Here is a 17,975-nt window from a genome sequence, read left to right on the forward strand (position 1 = left end):
CCGTTATTCCTTCGTGCGAGCCTGCAGCGCCAGATGATTCCATGCGGCAAAACCCGCGAACAACAGCCCCGCGACGCTCACGCCCAGCCATCCGAACACCGGCCACACGGCCGCGCCGACACCCGAACCCACCGCTCCGCCGATAAAATACGCGACCATGTAGACGGTATTTACGCGGCTGCGCGCGTCGGGCTTGAGTGCATAGATGCGCGATTGATTCGAAATCTGCGCGGCCTGCACGCCGACGTCGAGCACGATCACGCCGATCACCAGTCCCGCGATGCTCTTGGCGGACACGCCGAATACGACGAACGAAATTGCCACCAGCACGATCGACAGCGTGATGATCGCGCGTGGTCCGCGCTGGTCGGCGAACTTTCCCGCGAGCGGCGCAGCGAGCGCGCCCGCCGCGCCGACGATGCCGAATAATCCCGCCGCCTGCGGCCCGAGATGAAACGGCGCGCCCGCCAGCAACAACGCGAGCACCGACCAGAAGATGCTGAAGGCGGCGAAGAGTGCCGCGCCCGTCAGCGACGCTTCACGCAACGCGCGATGTTCGACGACCAGATGCCACATCGACACGAGCAGCTTGCCGTAGGAGAGCGTGGATGTCGGCTTGCTCTTCGGCAAACGTAGAACGATGACCACGGCGAGCGCGAGCAATGCGAGCACGGACGCGGCGAATACCGCGCGCCAGCCGAGATATTCGGCGACGAAGCCGGCAGCGGTTCGCGCGAGCAGAATGCCCAGCAGCAAACCGCTCATCACCGTGCCGACCGCATGGCCGCGCTCCGACGGCGGCGCGAGTTCGGCCGCGAACGGCACCGCCTGTTGCGCGATCGTGGCGAGCACGCCGATGGCAAGACTCGCGACGATCAACACCGGCAGCGTGGGCGCGACGGCAGCCACGACCAGTGCGACGCACATGCCTGCTGTCTGCAACAGGATCAGCGCCCGGCGGTCGAAGCGGTCACCGAGCGGCGCAAGCAACAGCATGCCGGCCGCGTAGCCGAGCTGCGTGACCGCGGGCACCACGCCGACCCACGACGCGCTCGCGGGAAACGACTGCCGGAAGTTGTCAAGCAGCGGCTGGTTGTAATAGATGTTCGCGACCGCGACGCCCGCAATGGTCGCGAGCAGAAGGAGCAGGCCGCGCAGCGACCGGTCGGCGGAAACGGGTGTGGACGCGTTCGAAGTGGACATGAGAGAGGGCGGTCGGCGGACCGGCCCATGCACGGTCCTCAAGCGTGCCGATCATACCGGAGCGAAATGGATCCTGCTGACTCGCTGCCATGCACGGGCAACGGGGCTTTGTGACAAAAATGCGAGGTTTGGCGGGTTCGGGTTCGTAGAATCGGCGCGCTATCACTGTCCACACCGCACAATTCCATGAAAGACCTCACGACGTGCTCCATGACGAGCCAGCCCCGGCGCATCGGCGGGTGCCTGCTTATCGCGCTCATCTGCCTCGCCGCCTGGGCGCTTGTTACGGCGATTGCATTGCGCGATCCGCTGCAAATGATGCTCGAATGGGAACTGCTCTCCGTATTCGCGCGCAATGAAACGCACGGCTGGTATCGCACGGTAATCGCGATGGTCGGCTTCGACGTGATCATCGGCGTGTTTATCGTGGCCGGCATGGGATGGTTTGCCCTGCTCGCGTGGCGCAGATCGGCGCGCTTTCCGGTGCAGGTGCAAGCGTGGCTCGGCGCGATTCTCGTGATGCGCACCGGTGCCTATCTGCTCGGCGATTACATGACGCACGCAATCGGTATCGACATTGCGATTCCATTCGACAGCCTGGTACAGGCTGTCGTTGCGGCGGTGCTCGGGATACCGTACTTCAGCGTGTCCCGGCGCGTGCGTCAAACGTTTACCAACCGCTGACCGTACAAGACGAAGACGTGATCAATCGATCAGCGCGCCTTCCGGCTCATAAAACGGATACGGACCATCGGCGGCATCGACATACGCGTGATGCGTGACGATGCCGGTTGCCGGATCGTAACGATGCAGCGCATACGCGGGTGGCTCCATCACGAACGCGGACGGCGCATCGTCGCGAAGATCGAGCGCAACCTGATGCGCGGGCGCCGGCACCGCGGATGCAATCGTGCCGCCGAAGCGCACGAACATCGGACGATGCACGTGTCCGCATATCACGCGCTCGACGTTCGGATAACGGGCGATCAACGCAGCCAGTTTGTCCGCCGCAACCGGATCGAGCCGCAGCGCGTCCATATGCCCGATGCCGCAAGCAAACGGCGGGTGATGCAGCGCGACGACTGTCGGCTTGCCGCTCGCCGCATCGAGTTGCGCCGCGAGCCACGCGAGCCGCGCGTCGCACAGCGTGCCGGCGCTTTGCCCCGGCACCAGCGAATCGAGCGCGATTATGCGCAGCGCGCCTACATCGACCGCGTAGTGCACGAACTCGCCGCCGGTTTGCAACTCCGCGCGATCGGGAAACGCGGCGCGCAAGGCAGCGCGGTCGTCGTGATTACCGACCAGCAGGAAGTACGGGAGCTCAAGCGGCGCGAGCAGCGTCTTCAGGTGTTCGTACTGCTGCGGGTCGCCCTGATCGACGAGGTCGCCCGTCATGATCACAGCGTCAGGACGAGGATCGAGCGCGTTCAGCGCGGCGACGCAGCGCGCCAGATACGCGGCTGTGTCGACGCGGCGGTAAGCGAGCGCGCCGGGCCGCTTGATATGCAGGTCGCTAATTTGAGCCAGCAGCATGGGGGTGGTCCTTGTTTTTTAGCGCGTTCAAAAAACAGCGCGGCGTCATTACGATAGCGCAATCAGCGCGTCTTGCCCGATCGAGATGCCGACCACTGTGCCGCGCGCCAGTTCGACGCGGCCCGCGACGTCGATCAGCAGCGCATCGGGTGCGGCGCCGCGGATCGTCAGACGCGTGCGCTCACCGAGAAATGCGCTCGTTTCGATGTACCCGCGCAATTGCGCACGAGCCAGATCGGCGAGGAACGCGTCTTCGGGGCGGAAGAAAATTTCATGCGCCGAAACAGCTTCGGCCGAAGAATGAACATGACTTGAAGGCAAAGGCACGGCGCCGCCCGTTGTATTCAGCATGCCGCCGCGTCGCTCGCCAGCCAGGCGGTTGATCGTGCCGACGAACTGCGCAACTGTGCGATTCGCGGGCCGATAGTAGATGTCGCGCGGCGAGCCGATTTGCTCGATGCGTCCCTCGCTCATCACGACAATGCGGTCGCCCAGTTCCATTGCTTCCGCCTGATCATGCGTCACGTAGACGGTCGTAATGCCGAGTTCGCGCAGCAGCGTGTTCATCTCGCTGCGCAACGCGTCGCGCAAACGCGCATCGAGGGCCGTGAGCGGTTCGTCGAGCAGGAGCACACGCGGCTGCACGGCAAGAGCCCGAGCGAGCGCCACGCGTTGACGCTGACCGCCGGAAAGCTGATCGATCGGTTTGTCGGCGTGCGCGGTCAGACGCATCATGTCGAGCAATTCGTCGATGCGTTGCCGCGCGGTCCCGACCGGCACACGTTTGATCTTCAGTCCATAACCGATGTTGCCGCGCACGTTCAGATTGGGAAACAGCGCATAGTTCTGGAACACCATGCCGACCTGGCGTTTTTCGATGGGCAGCGCGGTGACGTCGTCGTCGCCGAATGCGATGCGGCCACCGGCGTCGGGCGTTTCGAGCCCCGCGATCATGCGCAGCGTGGTGGTCTTGCCGCAACCGGAGGGGCCGAGCAGCACGAGCGTCTCACCGGGTTCGATATGCAGATCGAGCGGTTCGAGCACACGTGTGCCGCGAAACGTTTTCGCGCATTGCGTCAGCGTGATCGGGACCGAAGCAGCGGGAGCGGACGCGGAAGGGGGAACAACAACGGAGGCGAGTTTCATGGCGTCGTGAGGGACTTCGAAGCAGAAGCGGCGACGCGCTTTTTCGCCACGCTGCGCTGGCCGGTCGCATCGACGCCGAGCCATTGCATCGCGACGAGTAGCGGCATCGTCATGATGAAAAAGAGAATCGTGTATGCGCTGCCGATTTCGATGCGCAACGACGCGTACGTGTCGGCGAGACCGACCGGCAGCGTCTTCGTATCGGGCGTGTGCAGCATCCACGTGAGGTTGAATTCGCCGATGGAAAGCGTCAGCACCGCGAGCGCCCCGGCCACGATGCCCGGCCTCGCGTTCGGCAGCACGATCGTCACGAAGCGCTGCATGAAGCTCGCGCCGAGACTCGCCGCGCCTTCTTCCAGCGTGCGCAGATCGCTGCTCGCGCACACGGCGGCGACCGCGCGCACCATGAACGGCAGCGTGAACACCACATGCCCGACGACGATAAACGCCACGCTCATGCGAAACATCGTGAAGCCGCCGTAGACCACCAGCAGCGCAAGCGCGGACGCGAGACCGGGCAGTGCGATCGGCAGCACGAGAAATTCCTCGATGACTCGCGAGAGCCGCGTCTTGCTGCGCGCGAGCACATAGCCAGCGGGCACGCCGGTCAGCAGCGTGATGAGCAAGGTCGCCGCCGCGACTTCGAGCGATAGGAACACCGAGCCGTGATACTGCGTCCATACTTCGGCCAGCCAGCGCAGCGTGAATCCGCTGGAGATGCCCTTGAAGTAGTTGACGGTCACCCCCGCCACGATCGACATGACAACGGGCACGATCAGAAACGCGCACAGCAGTAGCGTGACGAGCCACTGGCCCGCTGCGAGCCACGTCCGTGCCGCCGGCAGACGGAGCCGCAGGCGCGGCTTTGCCTCGGACGGCAAAGAGGAAGTAATGGAATTCATGGAGATGTCCTGCTTCCGGGTTTGGCTGGCGCCGTGTTCGATGACGCCGCTCATGCGCTAGCCGCCACCGCGGAGCCACTGACGCTGCGCGCCAACGCAAGCACCGCCCATGTGACGATGCCGAGCACGATCGAAAGTCCTGCCGCCGTCACCATGTTCGCGTTGAGCGTGAACTCGGTGTAGATGGTCATCGGCAATACGTCGATGTCGGTGGCGAGCGTGAACGCGGTGCCGAATGCGCCCATGGCGGTCGCGAAGCACACTGCGCCCGCCGCGATCAGACCTGGGGACAGCGCGGGCAACACGATGTCGCGCGTGATGCGCCACGGCGATGCGCCGAGCGAACGCGCGGCTTCTTCCAGCGATGCATCGAGCTTGGTCGCCGACGCCATCACCGTGACGATCACGCGCGGAATCGAGAAGTACAGGTAGCCGAGAAAGAGGCCGCTCATCGAGTATGCGAACACCCAGCGGTCGCCGGTCAGCTTGAGCGACAGCGCGCCGATCAGCCCCTGGCGTCCCGCGAGCATGATGACCATGAAGCCGATCACCACGCCCGGAAACGCGAGCGGAAACGTCAGCAGTGCGAGCAGCGTGCGCTTGAACGCAAACTCGCGGCGTGCGAGCAGCAAACCGGCGATCACCGAGAGCACCAGCGTCGCCGCCGTGACGGCCGCCGACAACACAATCGTCGCGCCGAGGCTCGACATGTAGCGCGGATTCGTCAGCATCGCGCGATAGGTGGCGAACGCGTGGCCGTCGCCGCTCAGTTGCGCGAGCGCGCCCATCGGCAACAGCCAGAACGCGATAAAAACCGCCAGCGCCGGCGCGATCAATGCAATGCGCCAGCGCAGCGGGAACGTGATGTCGTTCAATGCATCACCTGCAAATAACGCTCGCCGAAGCTCGACTGCTTCTCGGCCATCTTGCCGAAGTCGACCGGCTTCGCGCGTGCATAGTCGCTCGCCGGCAGGAACTTCGCGGCGGTCGCGGCGCTCATCGCATTCGCGCGCACCGGACGCAGATATGCATCGGCCCACAGCTTCTGGCCTTCGTCCGAGAGCACGAAATCGAGCACCTTCCTGCCGTTTGCTTCATGCGGCGCACCTTTCACGAGACTCATCACGTACGGCACGGAAATCGTTCCTTCCTTCGGGATCACGAATTCGACGTTCGCGTGATCCTTGTATTTCGCACGATAGGCGTCGAAATCGTAGTCGAGCAGAATCGGAATTTCACCGGACATGACGCGCGCGTAGGCGGTCTGCTTCGGCACGATTGGCGCGTTGGCCTTGAGCTTGCGAAACCAGTCGAGGCCTGGTTCGAAGTTATCGAGCGTGCCGCCAAGTGCCTGATTCACGGCGACCGCGCCCGCATAGCCGACAAAGGCGCTCGACGGATCGAGATAGCCGATCATGCCTTTGTATTCGGGCTTGAGCAGGTCGGCCCACGAACGCGGCACGGGCTTGCCTTCGAGCGCGTCCTTGTTGACGAAGAAGCCGAGGGTGCCCGAGTGGATCGTGAACCAGTAGCCCTGCGGGTCTTTCAGGCTGGTCGGAATGTCGTCCCAATGCGCGGGCTTATACGGTTGCACGACGCCCTTGTCCTTCGCCTGGAATGCCGACGATACGCCGAGATACACCACGTCCGCGACGGGGCTCTTCTGCTCCGCCATCAACTGTGCAATCGACTGGCCGGAGTTCTTGTTGTCGAACGGCACGCGGATGCCGGTCGACTGCTGGATCGCCTTGATCTGGCTTGCCCAGTCGGCCCATTCGGGCGGGCAGTTGTAGCAGATCGCGGTTTCATCGGCGTGGGCCGTTTGCGACGTGAGCGTGCCAAGCGTGGCAGTGACGACCGCGCCGGCGCAGAGCGCGACGACGGTGGACTGCGCGAGGCGGCGCATCAGCGGTGTAAGCGATGATGCAAAGCGTACGGAAGAGCGGATCACTGCGGTTCTCCTGGAGAGGAAGAGAGCGGGTGGTTAGGGTGGGTTGTTCAGGATTCAAGATGAAGCCGCGCCGACGCATGCGTTGCGGCGGTGTCGTTGCGGCTCGAAATCGCGGCGATGGTGGCGCCTTCGCGCAAGCTGTGCGGCAGCGTCAGCGCGAGCGGCGCCTCGCCGGGTCCTTCGTTACTGCCGGTGACGCGCGCCAGCAAACGCTGCCAGGCCGAGCAGCCGATGTCGCGGTTCGGCGCGCACACGCTTGCGAGCGGCGGCGACAGGAGTTCGCCCATCGCGAGGCCGTCGAAGCCGAGAATCGACATATCGCGCGGAATCTGCAGGCGCGCCCGGCGCAGGCCGCGCATTACCACCATCGCGAGCAGATCGTTGCTGCAGAAGAGGGCGCTCGGACGATTAGGACCGCTCGTCAGATGCGCGAGCACGGAGGGCGCGAGTTCGTCCGCATTGAAATCGACTTCGAGCGCGGGTGCGGGTGCGAGGCCGGCTTGCTGCATTGCCTGCGTGTAGCCGAGATGACGTTGCCGCGCGCGGTCCGACGCGGCGAGCGTGCCGGCGAGCATCAGGATGCGACGATGGCCGTGCGCGATCAGCATGCGCACGCCTTCGTAGGCGGCGAGACGGTTGTCGACCGAGACCGACGGACGCCGCACCGTATCGTTATGCATCAGCACATAGAGCAGGCCGTCGCGGTCGAGCTGGTCGAGAAGCGGATGCGTGTCGGCGTCGGCGACCGTCAGGATCAGTCCTTCCACGCGATGTTCGCGCAGCGTTTCGATCGCGCGGCGTTCCCGGTCGGCGTCGTACTGGGTGGTCATCAGCATGAGCCGGTAGCCTTGCGCCGCCGCGAGTTCGTCGATGCCTTGCAGGCAGTCGGCGAACACCGGATTCGCGAGCGTGGGCACGATCACGCCGATCAGACGGGTGCGCTCGCCGCGCAATTGACGGCCGAGCGGGCTGGGCCGGAACTTGAGCGCGTCGATGGACTGGCGTACTTTGGCGAGCGTGACGGGGTTGACGGTGTGCGGCGCGTTGATGGCGCGCGAGACCGTCGCGATGGAAAAGCCCGCGTGGGCAGCGACATCCTTGATTGTCCGGGTCATAATTTCCGCTCGGTTGTAAACGTTTCCAGCAGCGGATTATCGGGAGGGTTTGTGACTTGCCGATGACTTCGGTTCTAGCGATGGATCGGATGTTTTGAAGGCGAGGCGAGGCGGGGACACGGTGCGGTGCCTGCGGGTGGGCGTTGCAGTTTCCGTTGGGGGCCTTGGCGGGCGTTTGGTCCGCCCGGCGGCCAATGGTAGAATGCGCGTCCACGCGTTTTGCCCACCCTCGCCGGGGTGATGAAATTGGTAAACATAGCGGACTTAAAATCCGCCGCTTCACGGCTTGCCGGTTCGAGTCCGGTCCCCGGCACCAGGAAGTCTCGCCGAGCTTCCCTTTTCCAATCCCACACTCTGCGCAAAACCCACCCACGTAAGCACACACTGGGGAATGCCTGAGCTTGAGCCTCTCCCGTCGCGCGTCGTAGAATCGTCGCACATCGGTTTGGGGGTCCAGCAATGTGCCTGGCTTCTCGTTGCGATTTCAATCCAACAATCCGGCGCCGCCCGGCGCTTTTCCGACCCGCGTCCCCGCTTGAGGCCAGCGGTCGCGGCCTCGTCGCCATTGGCTTTGCCCCATGACCCCGCTAATCTCCGTCAAAAAGCTCAGCAAGAGCTTTCCCGGCGTGCGGGCGCTCCACGACGTGCAGTTCGAGCTGGTGGCGGGCGAAGTCCATGCGCTGATGGGCGAGAACGGCGCCGGCAAATCGACGCTGATGAAAATCCTCGCCGGCGTGTACACCCGCGATTCCGGTGAAATCCTCTATGGCGGGCAGCCGGTCGAGTTCCTGAGTCCGCGCGACGCCCAAGCCATGGGCGTCGGCATCATTCATCAGGAACTGCAACTGATGAATCACCTGAGCGTCGCCCAGAACATGTTCATCGGCCGCGAGCCGCGCGGGCGGCTCGGCCTCTTTCTCGACGAAGACAAGCTCAACGCGCAGGCGCATGAGATTCTCGCCCGCATGCATGTGAGTCTGGACCCGCGCGCCGTGGTCGGCGACCTGACGGTGGCCAGCCAGCAGATGGTGGAAATCGCCAAGGCTTTGTCGTTCGATTCGCGCGTGCTGATCATGGACGAGCCCACGTCCGCGCTCAACGACGCCGAAATCGCCGAGCTGTTTCGCATCATCCGCGAATTGAAAGGGCGGGGCGTCGGCATCGTCTACATCTCGCACAAGATGGACGAGTTGAAGCAGATCGCCGACCGCGTCACCGTGCTGCGCGACGGCGAATATGTAGCCACCGTCGCGGCCGCCGACACCAGCGTCGAGGCGATCATCGGCATGATGGTCGGGCGGACCTTGACCGACGCCGCGCCTTCTTCACGCGCGGCGGCTCAAGGCGACATCGCGCTCGAAGTCAGGAATCTGAATGCCGGCCCGCTCGTGAGGGACGTGAGTTTCACGCTGCGTAAAGGCGAGATTCTGGGTTTTGCCGGTTTGATGGGCGCCGGCCGCACGGAAGTCGCGCGGGCCGTGTTCGGGGCCGATCCGGTCGAGTCCGGCGAAATCTTCGTGAAAGGCGCGAAGGCGGCGATCCGCACACCGAGCCACGCGGTCGCGCATGGCATCGGCTATCTGTCGGAGGATCGAAAGCGCTTCGGCCTCGCCACCGGCATGGACGTCGAATCGAACATCGTCATGTCGAACTTGCGCAATTTCCTGTCGCTCAACTTCTTTCTGCGCCGCGCGCGGATGCGCCGCCGGGCTACCCATTTCATCAATCTGCTGGCGATTCGCACGCCGTCCGCCGCGCAAGAGGTGCGGCTGCTGTCGGGCGGCAACCAGCAGAAGATCGTGATCGCGAAGTGGCTCGAACGCGATTGCGACGTACTCTTCTTCGACGAACCGACGCGCGGCATCGACATCGGCGCGAAGAGCGAAATCTACAAGCTGCTGCGCGCGCTTGCCGATGAAGGCAAGGCGATCGTGATGATTTCGTCGGAACTGCCGGAGATTTTGCGCATGAGCGACCGCATCGTCGTGATGTGCGAGGGCCGCATTACCGGCGAACTGTCTGCCGGGGAGGCGACCCAGGAGCGCATCATGCACCTGGCGACGCTGCGGCCAACCCTGAAAGCGGCGTAAGCCCGAGAGGACGCTATGACACTGCAATCCGATTCTCCGGCGCTGACGGGCCAACGGCGCCTGACCGGCCTCAAAGCCCGCATCTTTTCGCCGACTGCTTTGCAGAAGCTGCTTGCCTTCGCGAGCCTGATTCTGCTGCTGGTGTTTTTCAGCTTCGCGTCGCCCGCTTTCATGCAGATGGACAACATCCTCGGCATCTTGCAGGCGACGGCGGTCAACGGCGTGCTGGCGATTGCCTCCACGTTCGTCATCATTACCGGCGGCATCGATCTGTCCGTGGGCACGTTGATGACCTTCACCGCTGTCATTTGCGGCGTGTTTCTCACTTACTGGCATTTGCCGATGTGGGTCGGCGTGCTTGCGGCGATCGGTACAGGCGCGCTGTGCGGGACCATTTCGGGCACGCTCACTGCGAAAATGAAGATACCGCCGTTCATCGCGACGCTCGGCATGATGCTGCTGCTCAAAGGGCTGTCGCTGGTTGTGTCGGCGGACAAGCCGATCTACTTCACCGACACCGAAAACTTCTACATGATCTCGCAGGACTCGTTGATCGGGTATCTGGTGCCGAGCTTGCCGATTCCGAACGCGGTGCTGATCCTGTTTTTTCTCGCGATCGTGAGTTCGATCACGCTCAATCGCACGGCGCTTGGCCGCTACACGTTCGCACTCGGCAGCAATGAAGAAGCGGTGCGGCTTTCAGGTGTGAACGTCGATAGATGGAAGATCGCGATTTATGGCCTCGGCGGCGCGATTTGCGGCGTTGCGGGGCTGCTCATCGCCTCGCGCCTGAATTCGGCGCAGCCAGCGCTTGGCCAGGGCTATGAGCTCGAAGCGATCGCCGCGGTGGTGATCGGCGGCACGTCGCTCTCGGGCGGCTCGGGCACGATACTCGGAACCATCATCGGCGCCTTCATCATGAGCGTGCTGACCAATGGCTTGCGCATCATGTCCGTCGCTCAGGAATGGCAGATCGTGGTGACCGGCCTCATCATCATTCTCGCGGTCTACGCCGACATCTTGCGACGCAGAAAGAGCTGACGCTCCGCCGGACAATATCAACAACGGGAGGCGCTACAACGCTTCCCTGAAGGCTGAAGAAAGCTGAAGAAGAAGAGTCCACACCTTAGGAGGAGATATTCCATGTTGAATCGAAGAGTATTCGGTGTCGTGGTGGGCGTCAGCGCGCTCATCGGGGGCGCAAACCTTGCACACGCGGACGACGTTTATATTCCGCTCATCTCGAAGGGCTTCCAGCATCAGTTCTGGCAGGCCGTCAAAGCGGGCGCTGAGCAGGGCGCGAAAGAGCACAACGTCAGGATTACCTTCGAAGGGCCGGAAACCGAGGCGATGGTCGACAAACAGATCGACATGCTGTCGGCCGCGCTCGCGAAGAAGCCGCAGGCGCTCGGCATTGCCGCGCTCGACAGCAAGGCGGCCATTCCGCTACTGAAAAGAGCGCAGGCCGCGAAGATTCCGGTGATTGCGTTCGACTCCGGCGTAGACAGCGACATTCCGCTGACCACGTGCGCGACCGACAATCTCGCGGCTGCGGCGCTCGCCGCCGACAAGATGGCCGAGGCGATCGGTAATTCGGGCGACGTCGGCGTAATCGTGCACGATCAGACGAGCCGCACCGGCATCGACCGCCGCGACGGCTTTCTCAACGAGATGAAAGCGAAGCATCCGAACGTCAAGATCGTCTCCGTGCAGTACGGAGGCGGCGACCATCTGAAGTCGGCGGAAATCGCCAAGGCGATGATCCAGGCGAATCCGAAACTGAAGGGCATTTTCGGTGCCAATGAAGGTTCGGCGGAAGGCGCGGCGATCGGCGTCAAGGAGTCGGGCAAGAAACTCGTCCTCATTGGCTACGACTCGGGCAAGGAACAAAAAGAGGACATCAATTCAGGGCTGATGGCGGGCGCCATTACGCAGAATCCGATCGGCATCGGCAAATGCGTCGTCGATTCGGCGGTGAAGGCGCTCAAGGGCGAGAAGCTGCCGAAGAAAGTCGACACGGGCTTCTACTGGTACGACAAGAGCAACATGAACGATCCGAAGATCGCCGCCGTGCTCTACGATTGATCGTCGCTCAGTGTCGTCGCTTGACTGGCCGCCGTCGAGGAGCGTGTACATGACCACGATCACCACGATTACCGGGCTGTCCGTGCGGGACATCCGGTTTCCGACTTCGCGTTCGCTCGACGGCTCCGATGCGATGAACGCCGCGCCGGATTATTCGGCCACCTACGTCACGCTCGAAACGGATGCGCCGCACGCGCTCACCGGCCATGGCCTGACGTTTACGATCGGGCGCGGCAACGAGATCTGCGTGAGGGCGGTCGAGGCGCTGGCGCCGTTGGTCGTCGGTAAAACACTGGAAGACATTGCCGCGGACATGGGCGCTTTCTGGCGCACGCTGACTTCGGACAGCCAGTTGCGCTGGATCGGTCCCGACAAAGGCGCGATTCATCTGGCCACCGCGGCGGTGGTCAACGCGGCATGGGACCTGTGGGCGAAAGCGGAAGGCAAGCCGGTGTGGAAACTGCTCGTCGACATGAGCCCGGAGGAACTCGTGCGGTGTCTGGACTTCCGCTATGTGACGGACGCGATCACGCCGCAAGAAGCGATCGCGATGCTGCATCGTCATGCGAGTACCAAAGCGGAGCGTGAAAAGGAAATGCTCGCGCACGGTTATCCGGCTTACACGACGTCGGCGGGTTGGCTCGGCTACGACGACGACAAGATCCGCCGGCTTGCGCGTGAAGGCGTTGCGCAAGGCTGGATGCATTTCAAGCAGAAGGTCGGCGGCAATCTTGAAGAAGATCTGCGCCGCGCTCGCATCCTGCGCGAAGAGATCGGCGAAAACCGCAAGCTGATGATGGACGCGAACCAGGTATGGGACGTCGATGAAGCGATAGCGAACATGCGGCGTCTCGCGCAGTTCGATCCGTGGTGGATCGAGGAGCCCACGAGTCCCGACGATATTCTCGGCCACGCCGAGATCCGCCGGCGGCTCGCGCCGATCGGCGTGGCGACGGGCGAGCATTGTCATAACCGCGTAATGTTCAAGCAGTTGCTGCAGGCGCATGCCATCGACTTCTGCCAGGTGGATAGCTGCCGCCTGGGCGGTCTGAACGAAGTGATCGTCGTGCTGCTGATGGCGGCGAAGTTCGGCGTGCCCGTCTGCCCGCACGCGGGCGGCGTGGGTTTATGCGAGTACGTTCAGCATATTTCGCTGTTCGACTATATCTGCGTGTCGGCGTCGCTGGACAACCGGGTGCTCGAATACGTGGACCACTTGCATGAGCATTTCGTCGATCCTGTCGTTATCCGCAATGGCCGCTATATGCCGCCGCAACGGCCCGGCTACAGCATCGAAATGCATGCGGCCGCCCTCGATCAGCATGACTTTCCTGGTGGACCGATTTGGCGCCCTTGAAGCGGGGTGCTCACGAGGCCGTGTAAACTTGTCGTTTAGCGTTCCGCATCTTTCAGGCGGCCGCCAACGCAAAGCCACGACCATGCACCATCTGAAATACCTGAGCGGTTATCCACCAGCGCTGCAAGAGAAAGTCAAAAAGCTGATCGCCGACGAACAACTCGGCCCGTACCTCGCCGCGCGCTATCCGAACACGCACGACGTGCAGACCGACCGCGCGCTGTACACGTACTGCGCGGAATTGAAGCGCGAGCATCTGCGCAGCGCGGAGCAGATCGACAAAGTCACTTACGACAGCAAGCTCGACGTGGTGCGCCACGCGTTGGGCCTGCACACCAGCATCTCGCGTGTGCAGGGCGGCAAGCTGAAGGCGAAGAAGGAGATCCGCATCGCGTCGCTGTTCAAAACGGCGGCGCCGGAATTTCTGAAGATGATCGTGGTGCACGAACTCGCGCATCTGAAAGAGAGCGACCACAACAAGGCGTTTTACCGCCTCTGCGAGTTCATGCAGCCGGGCTACCACCAGATAGAGTTCGATCTCCGGCTTCATCTCACGCATCGCGAGTTGGTGAAGAGCCAGGCTTGACGTGTGCCGCCGTATTGCACGCGGCACATCATCTCTTCAAGCGGCGACCGCTTCAGCCACTTCAACCGCCGACGCTTTCAGCAACACCGGAATCGACTTTGAAGTCGGCGTTCCCGCGCCATCCGCCACCGACGACAACGGCACAAGCGGATTCGTCTCCGGATAGTAAGCGCCTAAACAACCGCGCGGAATGTCGTACTCCACGAGCAGAAAGCCTTCCGCGTGACGCTCGATGCCGTCCGCCCACACGCTCGTGATGTCCACGCGCTGTCCGGCGGCGAAACCGAGCATCGCGATGTCGTCCTTGTTGGCGAACAGCACGCGCCGTTGCCCATACACGCCGCGATAACGGTCGTCGAGGCCGTAAATCGTCGTGTTGTACTGGTCGTGCGAACGCGTCGTCATCAACGTCATCAGGCGCTCGCCGTGTTGCTGGCGCGCGCGATGAATCGGCGTGTCGAGCGCGATTGCATGCACGAGGAACTGTGCCTTGCCGCTCGGCGTTTTCCAGATCCGCTCGCGCGATGCCACGCCAAGATGGAAGCCGCCCGGATGCTTGAGCCGCTCGTTGTAATCGTCGAAACCGTCGATCACTTTCGCGATGCCGTCGCGAATCAGCGCGTAGTCCGCGGCATGCGCGAGCCAATCCACCTTGTGGCTGCCGAGCGTCGCATGCGCCATGCGCGCGACGATCGCAATCTCCGACAGCAAATTCTCCGACGCCGGTTTGTTCATGCCGTACGAAATGTGCACCATGCTCATCGAATCCTCGACGCTCACGCCTTGCGCCACACCGTTCTGCAAGTCGATCTCGGTACGGCCGAGCGTCGGCAGGATCAGCGCGTCGCGGCCGTGCACGAGATGGCTGCGGTTCAGTTTCGTCGTGATATGCACGGTCAGATCGCACGAACGCATGGCTTCCCACGTGCGCGGCGTGTCCGGCGTCGCAATCGAGAAGTTGCCGCCAAGACCGATGAACACCTTGACCTTGCCGTCGAGCATCGCCTGAATCGTGTTGACGACGTCGAGCCCGTGCTCGCGCGGCGGCTCGAAACGGTAGACCTCGCCGAGCCTGTCGAGAAACGCTTGCGTCGGTTTTTCCTCGATGCCGACCGTGCGGTCGCCCTGCACATTCGAATGTCCGCGCACCGGGCACAAGCCCGCGCCGCGCCGGCCGATATTGCCGCGCATCATCATCAGGTTCGACAGTAGCTGCACGGTCGGCACCGAATTCTTGTGCTGCGTGAGGCCCATGCCCCACGTCGAAATTACCGCGCGGCCCTTCACGTAGATGTCGGCCAGTTTCAGCACGTCCTCGAACGGCACGCCCGCTTCGGCGACGATGATGTCCCAGCTTTCGGCGCGCAGATCGTCGGCGAAGGCGTCGAAGCCCACTGTGTGTTCCGCGATGAACGCGACGTCGAGCACGCGTTCGAGCCCGCAAGCCTGAGCTTCGTCGTCGAGTTCGATCACGCGCTTGGCGACGCCCTTGATCAACGCGAAATCGCCTCCGACTTTTGGCCGGATGAACACAGAGCTGATTCTGGTGCTGCCCATGGTCAGCATTTCCACCGGATGCTGCGGGCTCGCGAAGCGTTCAAGGCCGCGTTCTTTCAACGGATTGATCGACACGATGGTCGCGCCACGCTTCGCGCATTCGCGCAGTTCGCCGAGCATCCGCGGATGGTTGGTCGCGGGATTCTGGCCGAAGATCAGCAGCGTGTCGGCGTGTTCGAAGTCGTCCAGTGTGACCGTGCCCTTGCCGATGCCGACCGTGTGCGGCAAACCGCGGCTCGTCGCTTCGTGGCACATGTTCGAGCAATCGGGGAAATTGTTGGTGCCGTACATGCGCACGAACAACTGGTATAGAAACGCGGCTTCGTTGCTTGCGCGGCCCGACGTGTAGAACGCGGCGCGGTCTGGACTGTCGAGGCGCTTCAGATGGCTCGCGATCAGGTCGAACGCTTCGTCCCAGCCGATCGGCAGGTAGCGGTCGCGCATCGCATCGTAGACAAGCGGATCGGTCAGGCGGCCATGTTGCTCCAGTTCGAAGTCGGACTGGGTCATCAATTGTGCGACGGTGTGCTCCGCGAAGAACGCGGGCGTCACGCGCTTGCTGGTCGCTTCGGCGGCCACCGCTTTGACGCCGTTCTCGCAGAACTCGAACGTGGATGCATGCTCGCGATCCGGCCACGCGCAGCCGGGGCAGTCAAAGCCGTCGGGCTGATTCTGTTTGAGCAGTGTGCGGTAATTGCCGCCCGTCACCTTTTCCTTGAGCAGGTTAATGGCGACGTATTTGAGCGCGCCCCAGCCGGCGGCGGGATGTTTGTAAGGTTCGATACGCGGTTCGCCGCCGGATTCGCTACGAGTGTCGGGTTTCTTCATGATGTTGCCGCGAGTCGTCTTGACATGGCTTTTCAGCCGATACCGGCAAGACTACTGTGTTCCAATCGCAGTGCAGCATACAGAAAATGAAAAAGGGAAGGGATACAGTTGCGTGCGTTCTGTCATAGACTGGCGGCCCAGACGCCCCGTTTACTTGAGCCACGTTTTTGAAACTGTACGAAAAGCTTGCCGATGAAGTCACCGAAGCCATACGCCGCGGCGTGTTCGCGGCTGGCGAGCGGATTCCGTCTGTGCGGCAGGCGAGCCAGCAGCATGGCGTCAGCATCAAGACCGTGCTGCATGCGTACGCGTTGCTGGAGAGCCGCGGCATCGTCGAAACGCGTCCGCAGTCCGGTTATTTCGTGCGTGAAGCGGCGCTTAGCGCATTCACGTCCGAGAAGCCGCGGCCGGGCCACAAACCCGCGCCGCCGATGCCGCCCGTGGCCGCCGAAGTGGACGTGAGCCGGCTGGTGCTGTCGACGTTGCGCAGCATCCGCGCGCACGACGCCGTGCCGTTCGGCTCGCCGTATCCCGATCCGTCGCTGTTCCCGTGGCGACGCATCAACCAGTACGCGAACGCGATTGCCCGTCGGCAGGCGAGCTGGAACCTGATCGACGACCTGCCGCCCGGCAATCCAGAGCTGATCCGGCAGATCGCGCGGCGCTACGCCGAGAACGGCATGCCGGTCGACCCCGGCGAAATCGTCATCACGCTCGGCGCCACGGAGGCCATCAATCTCAGCTTGCAGGCGGTCGCCAAACCCGGCGACACGGTGGCCGTCGAGTCGCCGACCTATTACGCGATGCTGCATGCGATCGAACGTCTGGGCATGCGGGCGATAGAGGTTGCGACGCATCCTGTCGACGGTATCGACATCGACGCGTTGGCCGAGGTGATCGCGAGGCAACAGATTGCCGCTTGCATGGTCATGCCGAACTTCCAGAATCCGCTCGGTTTCCAGATGCCGGACGCGCGCAAGCGGCAACTCGTCGAATTGCTTGCCGCCCATCGGATTCCGGTCATCGAAAACGACGTGTACCAGGAGCTGTATTTCGGCGAGACGCGGCCGTCCACTTTGAAAAGCTTCGACACGCAGGGGCTCGTGCTGCATTGCGCGTCGTTTTCGAAGAGCCTGACTGCGTCGTACCGGATCGGCTGGGCGTTGCCTGGGCGTTATCGCGCGCAAGTCGAGAAGCTTAAGTTTCTGAACACGTTGACGACGCCTTCGGTGCCGCAGGTCGCGGTCGCGGATTATCTGCGGCAGGACGGTTACGACCGGCATCTGCGGCACGTGCGCAAGGTCTACCGGCAGCAGGCGAGCATCATGACGGCGATGGTGCGGCGTTTCTTTCCCGCCGACACGCGCATTTCGACGCCGCGGGGCGGTTACGTGCTGTGGGTCGAGTTGCCGGAGCGCGTCGATTCAATGCGGCTTTATCAGGCGGCGCTCGCGCGCAGCATCACGGTCGGGCCCGGCATGATGTTTTCGACGCGCAACGATTTCCGCCACTTCATCCGGCTCAATTACAGTTATCCGTGGACGGCGGAAAGCGAGGCGGCGTTGAAGACGCTTGGTGAACTGGTGACGCAGATGGGTTGAGGCGCTCGGATGGGTTGGGGC

Annotated in this window: 15 protein-coding genes and 1 tRNA gene; 8 read left to right on the top strand and 8 right to left on the bottom strand. The window is 63.0% G+C overall.

What is annotated here, in order from left to right; genetic code table 11:
* Nucleotides 1-3: 3 nt before the first annotated feature.
* A complete protein-coding gene (locus C0Z16_RS02755; RefSeq protein ID WP_102630709.1) occupies nt 4-1,203 on the bottom strand; it encodes an MFS transporter in 1,200 nt (399 codons plus the stop codon).
* Nucleotides 1,204-1,389: 186 nt separating this feature from the next.
* Between C0Z16_RS02755 and C0Z16_RS02760 the strand changes: the two genes are divergently transcribed.
* Nucleotides 1,390-1,887 carry a DUF2569 domain-containing protein gene (locus C0Z16_RS02760; protein ID WP_102630710.1) on the top strand — a complete coding sequence of 166 codons (498 nt, stop codon included), beginning with the start codon at nt 1,390-1,392 and terminating at the stop codon, nt 1,885-1,887.
* A 21-nt stretch (nt 1,888-1,908) separates the two neighbouring features.
* Here C0Z16_RS02760 and C0Z16_RS02765 read toward each other — a convergent pair whose 3' ends face one another.
* From C0Z16_RS02765 to C0Z16_RS02790, 6 genes are read right to left on the bottom strand one after another with little or no spacing between them, the layout of a single operon-like run.
* A complete protein-coding gene (locus tag C0Z16_RS02765; protein ID WP_102630711.1) occupies nt 1,909-2,736 on the bottom strand; it encodes a phosphodiesterase in 828 nt (275 codons plus the stop codon).
* Nucleotides 2,737-2,784: 48 nt separating this feature from the next.
* Nucleotides 2,785-3,882: an ABC transporter ATP-binding protein gene (locus C0Z16_RS02770; protein ID WP_102630712.1), complete on the bottom strand. Its 1,098-nt coding sequence runs from the start codon at nt 3,880-3,882 to the stop codon at nt 2,785-2,787.
* Nucleotides 3,879-4,784 (bottom strand): ABC transporter permease, encoded by a 906-nt coding sequence (locus C0Z16_RS02775; protein WP_102630984.1) that lies wholly within the window; start codon nt 4,782-4,784, stop codon nt 3,879-3,881. The genes C0Z16_RS02770 and C0Z16_RS02775 overlap by 4 nt, the downstream gene beginning before the upstream one ends.
* A 50-nt stretch (nt 4,785-4,834) precedes the next feature.
* On the bottom strand, nt 4,835-5,659 hold the full coding sequence (locus C0Z16_RS02780) for an ABC transporter permease (protein WP_102630713.1): 825 nt from the start codon (nt 5,657-5,659) through the stop codon (nt 4,835-4,837).
* On the bottom strand, nt 5,656-6,735 hold the full coding sequence (locus C0Z16_RS02785; protein WP_102630714.1) for an ABC transporter substrate-binding protein: 1,080 nt from the start codon (nt 6,733-6,735) through the stop codon (nt 5,656-5,658). Before C0Z16_RS02785 ends, C0Z16_RS02780 begins: the two co-directional genes overlap by 4 nt.
* Nucleotides 6,736-6,782: 47 nt before the next feature.
* Complete coding sequence (locus C0Z16_RS02790) at nt 6,783-7,850, bottom strand: substrate-binding domain-containing protein (protein ID WP_102630715.1); 1,068 nt, start codon at nt 7,848-7,850, stop codon at nt 6,783-6,785.
* Nucleotides 7,851-8,081: 231 nt separating this feature from the next.
* Here C0Z16_RS02790 and C0Z16_RS02800 point away from each other — a divergent pair.
* The 6 genes from C0Z16_RS02800 (at nt 8,082) to C0Z16_RS02825 (ending at nt 13,968) form a co-directional block, all read left to right on the top strand.
* Nucleotides 8,082-8,166: transfer RNA gene (locus C0Z16_RS02800), tRNA-Leu, on the top strand.
* A gap of 262 nt (nt 8,167-8,428) precedes the next feature.
* Nucleotides 8,429-9,940: a sugar ABC transporter ATP-binding protein gene (locus C0Z16_RS02805; RefSeq protein ID WP_102630717.1), complete on the top strand. Its 1,512-nt coding sequence runs from the start codon at nt 8,429-8,431 to the stop codon at nt 9,938-9,940.
* Between the two features lie 15 nt (nt 9,941-9,955).
* Complete coding sequence (locus C0Z16_RS02810) at nt 9,956-10,981, top strand: ABC transporter permease (RefSeq protein ID WP_102630718.1); 1,026 nt, start codon at nt 9,956-9,958, stop codon at nt 10,979-10,981.
* A 102-nt stretch (nt 10,982-11,083) separates the two neighbouring features.
* Complete coding sequence (locus C0Z16_RS02815; protein ID WP_102630719.1) at nt 11,084-12,025, top strand: ABC transporter substrate-binding protein; 942 nt, start codon at nt 11,084-11,086, stop codon at nt 12,023-12,025.
* Nucleotides 12,026-12,083: 58 nt separating this feature from the next.
* Nucleotides 12,084-13,382, top strand: a complete 1,299-nt coding sequence (locus tag C0Z16_RS02820; protein WP_102630985.1) for an L-fuconate dehydratase — start codon at nt 12,084-12,086, stop codon at nt 13,380-13,382.
* An 82-nt stretch (nt 13,383-13,464) separates the two neighbouring features.
* Complete coding sequence (locus C0Z16_RS02825) at nt 13,465-13,968, top strand: YgjP-like metallopeptidase domain-containing protein (RefSeq protein ID WP_102630986.1); 504 nt, start codon at nt 13,465-13,467, stop codon at nt 13,966-13,968.
* Nucleotides 13,969-14,004: 36 nt separating this feature from the next.
* Here C0Z16_RS02825 and C0Z16_RS02830 read toward each other — a convergent pair whose 3' ends face one another.
* Nucleotides 14,005-16,353, bottom strand: coding sequence for an FdhF/YdeP family oxidoreductase (locus C0Z16_RS02830; protein ID WP_102630720.1), 2,349 nt, complete (start codon nt 16,351-16,353; stop codon nt 14,005-14,007).
* Between the two features lie 167 nt (nt 16,354-16,520).
* On the opposite strand from C0Z16_RS02830, the gene C0Z16_RS02835 reads away from it, so the two are divergent.
* Nucleotides 16,521-17,954: an aminotransferase-like domain-containing protein gene (locus tag C0Z16_RS02835; RefSeq protein ID WP_102630721.1), complete on the top strand. Its 1,434-nt coding sequence runs from the start codon at nt 16,521-16,523 to the stop codon at nt 17,952-17,954.
* The last annotated feature ends 21 nt before the right edge of the window (nt 17,955-17,975 follow it).

The organism is Paraburkholderia rhynchosiae (assembly GCF_002879865.1).
Taxonomy (GTDB): Bacteria; Pseudomonadota; Gammaproteobacteria; order Burkholderiales; family Burkholderiaceae; genus Paraburkholderia; species Paraburkholderia rhynchosiae.